The sequence below is a fragment of the Saccharopolyspora endophytica genome (assembly GCF_018070075.1).
GTDB lineage: Bacteria > Actinomycetota > Actinomycetes > Mycobacteriales > Pseudonocardiaceae > Saccharopolyspora > Saccharopolyspora endophytica.
Genome location: NZ_JAGPXE010000010.1, coordinates 255,174 through 268,517, shown reverse-complemented (window position 1 = coordinate 268,517; position 13,344 = coordinate 255,174). Strand labels below are relative to the sequence as shown.

The following is a 13,344-nucleotide window of genomic DNA, read 5'->3' as shown; positions in this document are numbered from 1 at the left end:
GGGCGTTGGGCGGAATGCTCGTGGTGGTGGGAGCTAGACTCGAAGGCTGAATCGGATACTCATCCACTTCAGCTGGAACCGAAGCTACCGGATTTTTATCCGCTTCGCAACGAGCGCGAGTGTTCTCACCCTCAAGACTGCCCAGGTCCGGCGAGCGGTGCACTACATTCCGGGTGAAGACCAGGTAGCCGACCGGGGAGGGACGATGACGACGGGCTCGGTGAACCCCCGGCGCGCGGACACCCGGCGCAACCACGAGGCCATCCTCAACACCGCGGCCCGGTCGCTGGCGTGCTCGGAGCAGGTCTCGTTCAACCACATCGCCAAGCAGGCGGGCGTCGGCGTGGGCACGGTGTACCGGCACTTCCCCACCACCGAGGCGCTCATCATCGCCGTCTACCAGCGCGAGCTGGACCACCTCGGCGAGGTGGTCCCGGAGCTGCTGGAGCGGCACGAGCCCGAACGAGCGCTCCGCACCTGGGTCACCGACCACCTCGCGCACTACATGATGACCAAGCGCGGCCTGGCCAAGGCGCTCGTCGCCGCCACGTCCTCCCCCGCCGAACTACCGGTCAACGCCCACGAAACCCTGATCGAGGCGATCACCGCCCTGCTGCGCGCCAACGTCGAGGCCGGCAACGTCCGCTCGGACGTGAACCCGGAAACGGTGCTGCGCGGCCTCGGCGGGCTCTTCTACCTCAACCCCAAGCACAACTGGCAGCAGGAAACCGCCGACCTCCTCGACCTCATCTGGCGAGGCATGAGCGTCTAGCGCGGTTCGACCGGGGTGTTCGGCTCGAAGGCGTTCTGGATCAGCTCGGCCGCGTTCAGGCAGAGGTCTTCGCGGTACATCGGGCCGATCACCTGCACGCCGCGCGGGAAACCCGACGCCGTGCCCGCCGGTACCGCCACCGCCGGGACGCCGACGAAGCTGCTCGCGGTGCACAGCGCCATCGACCTGCTGTAGGCGCGGAACTCCTCCAGCCCCCGGGACTCCTCCTCCGGCTCGAACGACAGCCTGGTGCTGACCGGCCCGAGCAGCAGCGGGAACCGCTCCAGCAGCTCCGCCCACGAACGCCTGAGGCCCAACCGCACCCCGGTGAGCGCCAGGTACTCCGGCAGCTCGACGGGCGCTCCCTCCATCATGGACAGTTCCATGTAGCGGGCCGCGTCGGGACCGATCAGGTCGCGGATCACCGGCCAGCCCGGCGCGAACTCGGTCATGACCATCTTCCCGTAGGCGTCGAGGGCCTCCTGCAGCCTGGGCACCTCCACCTCGACGACCTCGTGACCGGCCTCGGCGAGGGCGTCGGCAGCGGCGAGGATTCCCGCGCGCACCTCGGCGTCGACCCCGCCCCCGGTCGGGTCGACCACCACGCCCACCTCGACCGGGCGCTGAGGCTCCGGGCCCTCGGCGGGAACCGGAACCGCGCGCGGATCGCGCGCTTCGGTCCCGACCAGCGCCCGGTGCGCGACGCGCAGCTCACCGACGGTGCGCGCCATCGGTCCGTCGACCGGGAAGAGCTGCGAGCTCAGCGACGGGTCGTCCGGCCCGAACCGGTGATCCGACGGGTACCGCCCGGTGCTCGGCTTGAGACCGCAGACCCCGCCGAACGTGGCGGGATTCCGCAACGAGCCGCCGGAGTCGTTGCCCAGCCCGACCGGCGCCATCCCGGTCGCCACCGCGACGGCGTCGCCGCCGCTGGTACCGCCGGGCGTCTTCGCCGGGTCCCACGGGTTGATCGTGTGCCCGTGCAGCTCGCTGACGGTGTGCATGCCGCGCAGGGTCATGGTGGGCAGGTTGCTGTGCCCGATCGGGATCGCCCCGGCTCGGCGGAGCCGGGCGACCGGTGGCGCGTCCACCGGTCGCACGAAGTCGCGGAACCGCGCCAGTCCGTGCGTGGTGGCGCGGCCCGCAACGTCGGTGTTGTCCTTCACGGTGAACGGAACTCCCGCCAGCGGGCCGGGTTCCGCGCCACCCGCGAGTCTCGCGTCGAGCTCGGCGGCTTCGGCTCGCGCGGTGTCGGCGAAGACCTCCGCCACGGCGTTGACCTGCGGGTTGACCGCCTCGATCCGCTCCAGGTGCGCTTCGACGACCTCGCTCGCGCTCACCTGGCGATCGGCGACCGCGGCCGCGATCTCGGTCGCGGTGCACTTCCACAGCTCCTCGTCCCCCATGCGATGAGGAGACCACGGATTCGCGGTGCTGTCTCCTGATTATCCGGCGAGCGCGTCCAGTTCGGACTGGGCTTCGGCGCTCAACCGCACCTCCCCGGACGCGATGTTGGCGTCGAGGTGGGCGGGATCGGCGGTGCCCGGGATGAGCAGGGTGTTGTCGTAGTGCGCCAACTCCCAGGCCAACCCGACTTGGGCCGGGGTGGCGCCCAGCGCGGCGGCGATGCCGACGACGACCGGGTGGTCGGTGACCTTCGACGTGCCCGGGAACGCCGACCCGGCCGGGAACGCCGAGCCCAGCGGGAAGAACGGGACCCACGGGATGCCGTGCTCGCGGCAGATCTCCAGGACCGGTTCGGCCCGGCGGTCCAGGACGCTGTGCGCGTTCTGGACGCAGGCGACACCGACCGGCAGCGCCTGCTCGAGCTTGTCCGGGCTCACGGCGCTGAGACCGATGGCGCCGATCTTGCCCTCCTCGCGCAGCGCGGAGAGCTCGGCGAGCTGGTCGTCCAGGTCGACCAGCTGATCGCCTTCGGCGACGACCCCGGGCGGGGCGTCGGTGCGACGCAGGTTGACCACCGGGATCTGCTCCACGCCGAGCTGGGCGAGGTTCGCCTCGACGCCGGCGCGCAGCTGCTCCGGGCGCTGCGCGAGCGCCAGGCCGATCTCGGTCTCCGGAGCGTGCTCGGCGCCGACCTTGCTGACCAGCACGAGGCCGTCCGGGTAGGGGTGCAGGGCCTCGCGGATCAGCGCGTTCGCCTCGCCGGGTCCGTAGAAGTGCGCGGTGTCGATGTGGTTGACGCCCGCTTCGACCGCGCGGCGCAGGACCGCGATCGCGGCGTCCCGGTCCCGCCCGGGCAGCTGCATCGCGCCGTACCCGACGCGGGCCACGGGACGACCGGCCAGGACCGCCGTGGTGGATGTGGTCATGGTGCGCTCCTGTCATAGTGGAGAGCCAGGCGGAGGACCCTCCGATTAGTCCTCAGGAGATGCGCGCCGACGCGCGCCGGAACCGGGACCGCCTGATCGCGGCCGCGCGGGAGGCGTTCGCCTCGGGCGAGGCGAAGGTGTCGCTGGAGTCGGTCGCGCGCGCGGCCGGCGTCGGCATCGGCACCCTCTACCGCCACTTCCCCACCCGGGAGTCGCTCGCCGAAGCGGTCTACCGCACGGAGTTCACCGCGCTGCGCGACAGCGCCGCCGAGCTGCTCGCCGAACTGCCGCCGGACGCCGCGCTGCGCGCGTGGATGGACCGGTTCGCCGACTACATCGCCACCAAGCGGGAGATGGCCGAAGCGCTGCGCGCGGTCATCACGGCCACGTCGCTGCCGGAGAAGCGAGCGGAACTCGCCGAGGCCGCCCGAGCCGTCCTGGAGGCCGGTGCCGCCGACGGATCGCTGCGCGCCGACGTGCTCCCCGAGGACGTCGTGGCCGGGATCGTCGGCGTCTTCCTCTCCTGCGGCGCCGACCGGCCCGAACAGGCCGGCCGGCTGCTCGACCTGCTGATGGACGCCCTGCGCCCCTGATCACACGGCCGCGCGCTTCGGCGTCAGCCAGGTCTGGATCGCCGGAGCACCGCGGAACATCCACACCGCCAGGATCGGGTCGCAGATGGCGCAGCCGAGGGACGAGTGCTCGAAGGCCGGGATGATCGGCGCGCCCTTGACGTGGTGCACGACGTCCCACGCGGTGTGCAGCAGCCAGGCGAGGCCGATCCAGCGGTAGTCCGCCAGCCCCTTGTACGCGCAGAAGGTCAGCACCGCGGTGAACGCCATCTCCCAGGCGCCCATCCCACCGCCGGAGGTGTAGACGGCCCCGGCTCCGGCGATCATCAGCGCGTTGAACTTCTGCCTGGTCGGCTCGGGCAGCAGCGAGCACAGCGCGATGTAGACGACGGCGATGATCACGGGCGAGATCAGGTTGATCGCGGTATCCACGAGTCCTCCTAGTTTCAGCCTGGCTGAAACTTTAAGTTACAGCCAGGCTGCAACCGCGACAAGGGTGGGAGGATGGCCCGGTGAGCTTCCCCGAGGGCGCACCGCCGCCGAGCCCGACCTTCCTGATCATGAACCTGGGGCGGAGACTGCGCGACCAGGTCGAGCGCGAGCTCCGCACCAGCGGGCTGTCGCTGCGGCACCTCTCCGCGCTCGGCCACCTCGCCCACGAGCCCGGGCTGTCCTACAGCGAACTCGCCCGCCGCGCCGGGGTCACCGCGCAGAGCATGCAGGCCACCCTCAACCAGCTCGAAGCCCTCGGCGCCGTCGAGCGCACGACCGAGGCGGGCCGCGGCCGGACCGCCCGGCTCCAGGTCACCGAGCACGGCGAATCCCTCCGCGCGACGGCCCGACACGTCATCGCGGAGGCGGACGAGAAGCTCCTCGCCGCGGTCCCGGCCGAGGACCGCTCCGCCCTGACCCGGGCGCTCCTCCACGCCTTCGCGCCACCGCAGGGGTGAAGCGGCGGAAATTCAGTTGTCGCAGGCGCGTTCGTCGTGAAGGCTGCGCGGGTGGAATTCGTGGAGATCCCGGTCGGCGAAACCGGGTGCGGGCCTTACGGGGTCGCGGTCGGTCCGGACGGTGCGATCTGGTGCACGGAGGTGCACCACGGTCGGGTCGGTCGGCTCGATCCCGACGGGAGCTACCGGGGATTCCCGGTCGGCCCGGCGGATTCCCGGCCGACGGTGATCGTCGCCGGACCTGACGAGGCCGTGTGGTGCACCCTGTACCAGGGCAACCGGATCGGGCGGATCGGCACCGACGGTGCCGTCGCCGGGTTCGACGTGCCCGGCGCCAACCCGTACGGGCTCGCGGTCGGTCCGGATGCCGCGTTGTGGTTCACGGCGATGAGCACCGACCGGATCGGCCGGATCACCGTCGACGGCGAGATCACCGAGTACGACCTGCCCGAGCCGGGCGGGTTCCCCTCGATCATCACCAGCGGTCCTGACGGGGCGTTGTGGTTCACCCTGAACCAGGCCAACGCGATCGGGCGCATCAGCACCGGCGGCGAGGTGGAGGTCTTCCCGCTGCCCACCGAGAACGCGGCCCCGGTCGGGCTCACCGCCCACGTGGACGCGTTGTGGTTCGTCGAGATCGGCGCTGGTCAGGTCGGCCGCATCCGGCCCGACGGCGACATCGCCGAGTTCCCGCTCCCCGACCGCGCCGCCCGGCCGCACGCGATCGTCGCCGCACCCGACGGGACGTGCTGGTTCACCGAGTGGGCCGCGGGCCGCCTCGGTCACGTCACCCCCGATGGGCACGTCGAGACCCACGCGCTCCCCGATCCGTCCTCCGAGCCGCACGGGCTCGCCCTGGCTCCCGACGGGACGCTCTGGGTCGCCCTGGAATCCGGAGCGCTCGCCCGCGGCCGTTCCGGTCCGAGCTGACCCGGCACGACGGACACCGCAGCTCAGGCGAGCCACTCCAGGGCGGCCGCGGTGAGGGCTGTGACGCCGGTGGTGAGGGTCGGTTCGATCACCGGGGCGAAACCCGGCGAGTGGTTGGCCGGGACCTCCTGCGCCACCCGGTCCTCGGCCAGAGCCCGCTGGAAGCGGCCGGGTTCCGTGCCGCCGAAGAACCAGTAGCAGGTGGGAACTCCCGCCGCCGAGCCGAACAGGCCGACGTCCTCGCTGGCCATGGCGGGCGGCAGGTCGAGCACCGCGTGGTCTCCCAGCGCGGCGCGCAGAGCACCGGTGGTCCGGGAAGTGGCGTCGGGGTCGTTGACCAGCAGCGGGAACCGGGTCAGCTCCTCGAACTCCGGTTCTCGCTCGGCACCGGACGCGATCGCCTCCGCCCGGACGATGCGGCGGACGGCCGCCAGGACCCGCTCGCGGACGCGTTCGTCGAAGGACCGGATGTTGACCAGCAGCTCCGCCTGGTCGGGGATGATGTTCTCCTTGGTTCCCGCGCGGATCGAGCCGACGGTGACCACGGCGGTGTCATCACCGGAGACCTCGCGGGAGACGACCGTCTGCAACCGCATCACCGTCGCCGATGCCATCACCACCGGATCGATCGCGTTCTGCGGCTGCGAACCGTGCCCGCCGCGACCGAACATGGTGATCTTGACGCTGTCGGCGGCCGACATGCTCGGCCCGCTCATCATGCCCACGAACCCGCTCTGGAACGGGAACACGTGCTGCCCGAGGCAGACGTCCGGTCGCGGGAAGCGCTCCAGGAACCCGTCGTCGAGCATCGCCCGCGCCCCGGCCCCGATCTCCTCGGCCGGCTGGAACACCGCCACCACCGTCCCCGACCAGCGAGAACGCGCCGCGATCAGCAGGTCCAGCGCCCCCAGCAGGCTGGTGACGTGCATGTCGTGACCGCAGGCGTGCATCACCGGGACGTCCGAGCCGTCGGCGGCCGTGGCCCGCTGCGCGCTCGCGTAGTCGAGCCCGGTCTGCTCCAGCACCGGCAGCGCGTCGAAGTCCGCGCGCAGCAGCACCGTCGGCCCGGCCCCGTTGCGCAGCACCCCGACCACCCCGGTGCGACCGACCCCTGTGGTGACCTCCAGCCCCAGCGCCTCCAACCGCCGCGCGACCTCGGCAGCCGTGCGGTACTCCTGGAACGACAGCTCAGGATGCGCGTGCAGGTCCTTGTACAGCGCCGTCAGGTCGTCGCGGATGTCGTCCAACCGCCGAAAAACCTCGTCCATGAGCCCTCCATACACCGACTACCGGCATGATTGCGGGCCGAACGGCTGCCCGGAAGGCCAGACCAGGTCCACCTGGACCGGCCGACCGTCGGGTTGCAGCTGCAAGATCGGCATCGCCTTGTCCACGGGGTTGCCCTGGACCGCAGGATCGGTCTTGTAGGCGATTTTGCCCGTAGCACCGGAAAACGCACCTTCGCAGTCGAACTTCTTGATCCAGTCCGACACCAGCTGGTAGTTCTCCCCAGCGGTCTCGAAGCCGCGTGCGGCGGCGGTGGCGACAAGCACCGCGTCGTGCATCGACATCGCGTAGCCGTCAACCAGGGCGTCGTCCTCCAGCTCCAACTGGTCGAACGCCTCCTCGAACTTCTGGTACTCGGCCTGGTTGTCCGGCTGAGGCGGATCGGCGTGATCCCACTGGTCTTGAGTCGCGACGCTGGTGTAGAAGACCCTGACCTGCTTCGGGGCGAAGACGGGCAGTGGCCGGTTCAGGAGGCTGCTGGCGTCATCGCTGGTGATGATGTCCAGGTTGAGGTCGTTGACGCAGATGCCGTTCGACGCGATGGTTTTCAGGAACACCTCCAGATCGGCCCCGCGGCCGGCGAAGTAGACCTGGTCGGGTTGCTCAGCACAAATCCTGGAGAAGACGTTGGCGAACATCTTCTCCATGTACTCGTCACGCGTGCCCGTGTTCAGCTTGGTCGGGGAATCGAAGGGCTGCTCGCCTGGGTACCTCTGGAACTTCTCGTGGTAGGCGTCCTTGAACGCATCGGCGAGCGTGCCGGAATAGATGTCGCTCGGATTCGTGTCGTGGACCAGCAGGAGCTTGTCCTCCTGGTTGGGCTTCAGGAAGCCCACGGCGGCCTTGGCGGCGTCGATGTTGGTCGGCGTGATCCGGTAGAACCGCTGGATGTACGCCGGATCGCCGTCGAAGCTCCGATTCATGTTGTCGGCACTCGCCATCCCGCTGACCACCGCGAGCCCCGCCTCGGACAACTTGGTCGCCGCCAACCGCGTGTGGTCCATGCTTTGCCCCAACCCCACGACCGCGACGATGCGTTCGCTGTCACGCGCGTCGATGATCGCTTGCGCGGCGACGTCCGCCTCCTCATTCGCTGCGCCGTAGTTGGCCAACTTCAGCTTCACCTTGGGCGAGGTGGCCTTCGCGACCAGCTCGTTGTTGGCCCGCGAGGCGGCTGTCAGCGCGCCTGCCACACCGTGCTTCACATGTTCCGCGCCGATGCTGTCGAATTGGGCGTCCGGGGTCATGTTGTCCAGCACCACCACGGTGACGAAATCCGGAGCGGTCACCGTCGCGTTGTGCTCGTTGATGCGCTGCCTCAGGTCACGGGTGGCGTCGTTGTCACCGAACGATGTGTTGTCGACGTCGATCCCCACGCAGTTGGGAGACGATGCGATCGTCCTCATCCCGTTGCCGCACGGTTTCCAGGGCTGCCAGACCGCCAGGCCGGCGGCGACCACCACGACGACCACTGCGGCGGCGATGAACTTGTGGCGGCGCAGCCAGGATCGGGGCTGCACCGGGGCGGACGAGGTGGAGCTTCGGAACAGGGGCATGACCGGTCCAATCCGAAGGGTCAGAACAGCTGGTCAGCCCGGCGTGCGGCTTCGTAGAGCGCCGCGACGTCCGGGCGGTGTGACAGTGGTGCGAGTTCGTGGAAGCTCTGCACGACGATGTTCTTGCGCTCCCGGTCAGGACCGGCCAGCGGATTCGCGATCAGCCAGTACGCGGCGATCAACCGCGCGAGCACGTTGCGCACCTGGTCCCGCTCGGCGGGTCCGTCCCGCAGGTCCTGCTCGACGAGGTCGGCGTAGACCTGGGCGTTGTCGCGCTGCAGCGGTTTGTCGTCCGGAGCGCTGGTGACCAGGACCAGCAGGTCGACCCACTTCTGGTGCGACATCTGGTCGAAGCGTTCGTGCAGGGTGTCGACGACCTCGCCGAACCGGCCCAGCGCGAGCAGGCAGTAGGAGGTGCGGGCGAGGTCGCGCCGGGTGTGCGGATCGTTGAGCAGCGCCTTGAACTGCGTCTCGTAGGAGCCCCCATCCTGCTCACCGCGCGCGTTGAGGGCGAACAGCAGCGTCCGGGCGATCCACGGGTGCAGCAGGGACTGGTCCTCGGTTCCGCCGTCGCGATCCGGGGCGATCACCCACAGCGCGCTGCGCAGCTCGGTGAGGATGCGGCCGGTCTGCGGCAGCGAGACGAGGCTGGTCGACTCGGCCGGGACGAGCCACGGCGCGGTCGCGAACGGAGCCGCGTTGACGAATTCCGCGAGGTCCACGTCCTGCAGCTGCTCGGAGACGCGCAGATCGGTCAGTCGTTCCTGCCACGCTTCGGGCGTCGACTCGGCGGGTTCGAGGATGTCGCGCCTGCCTTCCCGCAACCGCGCCGTGGGCAGTATCTCGGAGACCGCCTCGACCGCCTTCGGGAGTCCGGCGGTGGCGCGCTGTGCCAGCTTCGCCTCGCTGAAGTACGGGCTGCGCCCGATCAGGCCCGCGGTCTCCTCGATCTCCAGCGGTTCCAGCAGCACCGGGTGCACGGGTGCCTGCGGTCTGTCCACTCCGGAGTTGTTGCGCCAGTGGCCCGCGTCGCGGCAGCGCGGCACCACCAGGACCTCGTCGGATCTGGTGGCAGCGGACTTCCACGGTGCGTGCCAGTGCGATTCCCACTCGGGGTTCCACCGGCCGCTGGTGCCGATGAACAGCAGCGGATCGTGCTCGTTGTGCTGCCTGAGATGTCGTTCGCGCGCGGCGATGATGTCGCCGAGGAACGCGTACCCGCCGGGGTGGTCGAGGTTGTCCAGCAGCACGACCCAGTTGTGCGAGTGGGTCTTGCCGGCCTCGTTCTCGCAGGAGCACGGGCTGCCCAGTTCCGGGCGCGCCATGACCGGGTGGCTCTCCCGCACGTCGGCCAGGAAGGCCGAGGTCAGCCAGGCCGTCATGGCCTCGGGTTCGCTGCGGGCCCGACGGCTGAGCTGGATCAGCGCGTCCAGCGGCTCGGCACCCTCGGCCTCCGGGATGTCGGCGTGCCAGCGCTTGGCGCCGGCCAGCGATCTCCGGCCGATCGTGCGGATCAGCCGCGGCAGCACCAACTTCGCCGCGGTGACCAGCACCGGGTCCAGCAGCGGTTCGGCCGCGTCGGCGGTGGAGTCCACCTGACCTGCGATGTCGTTCGCACGCGGGCTTTCGGCGAACTCGCGCAGCGCGGCGCTCATCTGGGCCCTGGCCTTGACCCGGTCGAAGGTGTCGAGGTTGGCCTGCACGGCGACCAGCCCGAGCGCGAAGCGGGTGAACTTCGCGCTCCGCCGTGCTCGCCAGCGGCGGGAGAGGTCTTCGGAGATCGCGGCCAGCGCCACGACGGTGGTCGCGGGCTGCTCGCGCCCGAAGTCGAACGGCTTGGCGTGCACCACGCCGTTCCCGCAGTCCTGCGAGATGGACTGCAGCGCCCGCGTTTTGCCCGAGCCGGTCGGTCCGAGCAGCACCATGATGGGCTGAGCGCTGGAAGGTTCGTCGGTGGCCCGGTTCCACAAGAGGCGTCGGGCGAGCATGGCGCTGTCGGTCAACCGCACGGGCTCCGTCATCCGCATCCCCCTCGCCTCGGGCACCGCTGCCCGAGTAAGCCGTCGATTCTACGGGGGCGGGGAGACCGCGTGGGGCCGTTTCGCCGAGAAAGCCCTGCGGCGAACGGCTCAGCGGTGAGCGGGGAACTCGATGACCTGCTGGTAGGTGGGGCGGTTCTGCCAGGAGATCTTGTCCTGGTCGATGCCGCCGACCTTGGTCTGCACGATCGAGTCCGCGCACCACTGGTCGCCGGGGTCGCATTCGGCGTCGCCCGGGTAGGTCTCCTCCGACGGGGTCGCGGCGGCCTGGGCGAGGGTGTCGAGCAGCATCTGCCGGCACGCGCCCCGATCGCCACCGCCGCACAGCGGTGCGCCGAAGCCGCCCGGGACCTGCTCGCCGAGGACGGCCCGGATGTCCTTGGAGACCTGGCCGAACCAGCCGAACTGGAACGTCGAGCCCTGGTGGCCTTGGCCGACGTGCAGCCCGGGCTCGCCGTTCTGCCAGCCCGACGGCGACTCGTTGATCTGCATCATCGCGGTCATCGCCTGGTAGGCGGGGGTTCCGACGGCGGGTTCGAACTCGCCGCGGACCAGCAGCGGCCACCACGCGTCGAACAGCTCGATGGCCTCGGCGTGCGCGTAGGTCTTGCTGCCCGGCGTGGTCTCGGTGCGCTTGCCGCCGTCGGCCAGCCACGCGCGCAGCTTCTCGACCAGCGGTTTCGAGCGCTCGTCGGGTTCGCCGATGACGCGCAGCAGGTCGGGCAGGACCCGTTCGGCGCGCAGGTCGGTGACGGCGGCGTCGGCCATGGCCCGCACGAGCTCGGCGCGGCTGAACTCGTCACCCGAGGCGATCTGCTCGCGCACCCGGCGATCGAGCAGATCGCCTCGCTGCACCGCGCCCTTCTCCGCCCGATCACCCGCGGTTCCCGGAGCTTGCTTGTTGTTCCAGCTGATGTAGTAGTCCTGGTTGACGGAGTTCGGGTGCTCGGCGAAGGACTGGTAGGTCGCCGTGTTGGTCTCGGGGTCCCAGCCCGGCCACTCGTGGGCCGGGTCCGAGGCGATCGGCATGCTCGGGTCGACGTGGGGCCGGCGCACCACGTTCGCCCCGGAGTTGAAGTACGCGGTGTCGCGGGAATCGGCGTAGAACCAGTTGAACGTGTAGTTGATGTCGTGCGCCGCGCGCTGGAAGTCCTCCGCCGAGGACACCGCCGACGGGTCGTTGAACTTCTGGAACCCGATGATCGAGTCCACCTCGTGCAGGAAGGTCGACCGGGCCGTGGTGTAGGCGACCGGCTTTCCGTCCACAGTGGCCCGATGCGTCACGGGCCCGTAGCGGGTGCGGAAGGACACCAGCCGGTAGGAGCCCTCCGGGGTGTCGTCGCCGAGGTTGGGCTTCCAGGAGTTCTGCCGCTCGATGGTCTGCATCGGCAGGCATTCGCCGTGGAAGCGGTAGTGGTTCGAGTCCTTGGTGACGGGACCGCCGTCGGGCGAGCACAGCTCGACCGCGTAGGTGTCGATCATGTCCTGCGAGGCGGTGGTGGCGCTCCACGAGTAGTCCTGGCCGCGGCCGAGCAGCGTGTAGAAGCTCAGACCCGCGAAGGAGGCGCCCTTCGAGGAGATGCCCGGCCCCTGCAGCTCCTGCAGGGTCAGCAGCTGCGGCGAGAAGTAGCCCGTCTGCGGGCCGAACACCGCGACCGGGTGGCCGCTCTCGGTGTGCGCGCCGGAGACCACGAGCGCGTTCGACATGCCCCTGCGCTCGGCCATGTCGGCGGGCAGGACGCCGTCGTCGAACATGCCGCGCAGCGGGTCCTCGGGGTCGACGACCGGCCGCGAGGGCTTCTCGTCGGGTTGGGTCGCCGAGCCGGTCGGGTCGAAGACGAGCTGCTGGTCCGCGACCGATCCCGGGTCCGGCAGCGCCACGCCCTCCGGGTTGGCCGGGGAGGTGCCGTACTCGAAGGAGCTGCCGTCGTGGATCGTGCTGATGGCCTCCGGGTCGTTCTCCGCGCGGAAGGCGGCCCAGACCTGCTCACCGCGTTCGGGACCGAAGCGCTCGTGCAACGACATCCTGGCGACGGCGTTGGCCACCTCTCCCCCGCCGCCACCGCCGAACTGGGCCCCGATCAGCGACGCCAGCACCACCAGGTCGGTGAGCTCGAACGGCTCGATGCGGCCCTCGTTGGTGACCGGGTCCACGTGCCCGGTCGCGACGTACTCACCCGGGAAGTAGCGGCCCCGGTGGGACTCCTGGATGTAGGCGTTGATGCCGTCGACGTAGGACTGCGCGTCCTGCAGCGCGATCCGGCCGCGCTCGCCCTGGGCGGCGACCCGGTCGATCTGGTCCTGCAGCTCCTGCTCGGTGTAGGGCGAGACGGAGAAGAAGCTCTGCTCCAGCTTCCGGTTGGCGGGCGCGCCCCCGGCGAACGGGGTCACCTCGCCGCGACCGGCGTGGCGCAGCGCGTCCATCAGGAACAGCTTGTCCTCGGCGGTGGTGTAGCCCGCGCCGAAGGTGGTGCCGGAGCGGGTGTCGCCGTAGACGTGCGGGACGCCGGCGGTCTTGTCGCGGACGACGGTGACGTCGGCGCGCGGCCGGTAGGTGCGCTCGACGTCGTCCGGCCGCACGCCGAAGGAGTGGTCGTTGAAGAAGTTCTGGATGGTGCCGGTGGTCAGCTCGCGGTACCCGCCCGCCAGCGCGGCGTACTCGTCGAGCTGGTCGTCGGAGTGCTTCGGGCGGGTGCCCAGCAGCATGTGCGAGACCAGCTCGGCGAAGGTCGCGTTGCCGTTCTGGCCGGGCGGGAGGATGTCGTGGCACTGCTGGCGGCAGTAGTCCTCAGGCGGCTGGGCGTGGGCCCCGGGGGCGATCAACAGGGACCCCGCGATGGCCGCCACGAGGGTGACGACCGGTGAACGTCGCGCCATGCCACGCCCTTTCCGATGCGGAACTGCT

General features: G+C 70.3%; 11 protein-coding genes. 4 read left to right on the top strand and 7 right to left on the bottom strand.

Features of this window, described 5'->3' with window-relative positions; translation table 11 throughout:
- Positions 1–205: 205 nt before the first annotated feature.
- Complete coding sequence (locus KBO27_RS23260; RefSeq protein ID WP_210971990.1) at positions 206–772, top strand: TetR/AcrR family transcriptional regulator; 567 nt, start codon at positions 206–208, stop codon at positions 770–772.
- Here KBO27_RS23260 and KBO27_RS23255 read toward each other — a convergent pair.
- Complete coding sequence (locus tag KBO27_RS23255; RefSeq protein ID WP_210971989.1) at positions 769–2,178, bottom strand: amidase; 1,410 nt, start codon at positions 2,176–2,178, stop codon at positions 769–771. The genes KBO27_RS23260 and KBO27_RS23255 overlap by 4 nt on opposite strands.
- Positions 2,179–2,217: 39 nt before the next feature.
- Positions 2,218–3,105 carry an aldo/keto reductase gene (locus tag KBO27_RS23250; protein WP_210971988.1) on the bottom strand — a complete coding sequence of 296 codons (888 nt, stop codon included), beginning with the start codon at positions 3,103–3,105 and terminating at the stop codon, positions 2,218–2,220.
- 59 nt (positions 3,106–3,164) lie between these two features.
- Between KBO27_RS23250 and KBO27_RS23245 the strand changes: the two genes are divergently transcribed.
- Positions 3,165–3,698 (top strand): TetR/AcrR family transcriptional regulator, encoded by a 534-nt coding sequence (locus KBO27_RS23245; protein ID WP_246537815.1) that lies wholly within the window; start codon positions 3,165–3,167, stop codon positions 3,696–3,698.
- On the opposite strand, the gene KBO27_RS23240 is transcribed toward KBO27_RS23245, so the two are convergent.
- On the bottom strand, positions 3,699–4,109 hold the full coding sequence (locus KBO27_RS23240; RefSeq protein ID WP_307870564.1) for a DUF6010 family protein: 411 nt from the start codon (positions 4,107–4,109) through the stop codon (positions 3,699–3,701).
- A gap of 80 nt (positions 4,110–4,189) precedes the next feature.
- On the opposite strand from KBO27_RS23240, the gene KBO27_RS23235 reads away from it, so the two are divergent.
- Both KBO27_RS23235 and KBO27_RS23230 read left to right on the top strand, forming a co-directional pair.
- On the top strand, positions 4,190–4,627 hold the full coding sequence (locus tag KBO27_RS23235) for a MarR family winged helix-turn-helix transcriptional regulator (RefSeq protein ID WP_307870563.1): 438 nt from the start codon (positions 4,190–4,192) through the stop codon (positions 4,625–4,627).
- Positions 4,628–4,678: 51 nt separating this feature from the next.
- A complete protein-coding gene (locus KBO27_RS23230; RefSeq protein WP_307870562.1) occupies positions 4,679–5,557 on the top strand; it encodes a Vgb family protein in 879 nt (292 codons plus the stop codon).
- Positions 5,558–5,580: 23 nt separating this feature from the next.
- Here the strand turns inward: KBO27_RS23230 and KBO27_RS23225 are convergent, their stop codons facing one another.
- From KBO27_RS23225 to KBO27_RS23210, 4 genes are all read right to left on the bottom strand, one after another.
- Positions 5,581–6,825 carry an amidohydrolase gene (locus tag KBO27_RS23225; protein ID WP_210971985.1) on the bottom strand — a complete coding sequence of 415 codons (1,245 nt, stop codon included), beginning with the start codon at positions 6,823–6,825 and terminating at the stop codon, positions 5,581–5,583.
- 18 nt (positions 6,826–6,843) lie between these two features.
- Positions 6,844–8,400, bottom strand: coding sequence for an ABC transporter substrate-binding protein (locus KBO27_RS23220; protein ID WP_210971984.1), 1,557 nt, complete (start codon positions 8,398–8,400; stop codon positions 6,844–6,846).
- A gap of 20 nt (positions 8,401–8,420) precedes the next feature.
- Positions 8,421–10,421 (bottom strand): hypothetical protein, encoded by a 2,001-nt coding sequence (locus KBO27_RS23215; RefSeq protein WP_210971983.1) that lies wholly within the window; start codon positions 10,419–10,421, stop codon positions 8,421–8,423.
- 108 nt (positions 10,422–10,529) lie between these two features.
- The gene (locus KBO27_RS23210) at positions 10,530–13,316 is read right to left on the bottom strand and encodes a penicillin acylase family protein (protein WP_210971982.1); all 2,787 of its coding nucleotides are present in this window, start codon (positions 13,314–13,316) and stop codon (positions 10,530–10,532) included.
- Positions 13,317–13,344 lie beyond the last annotated feature (28 nt).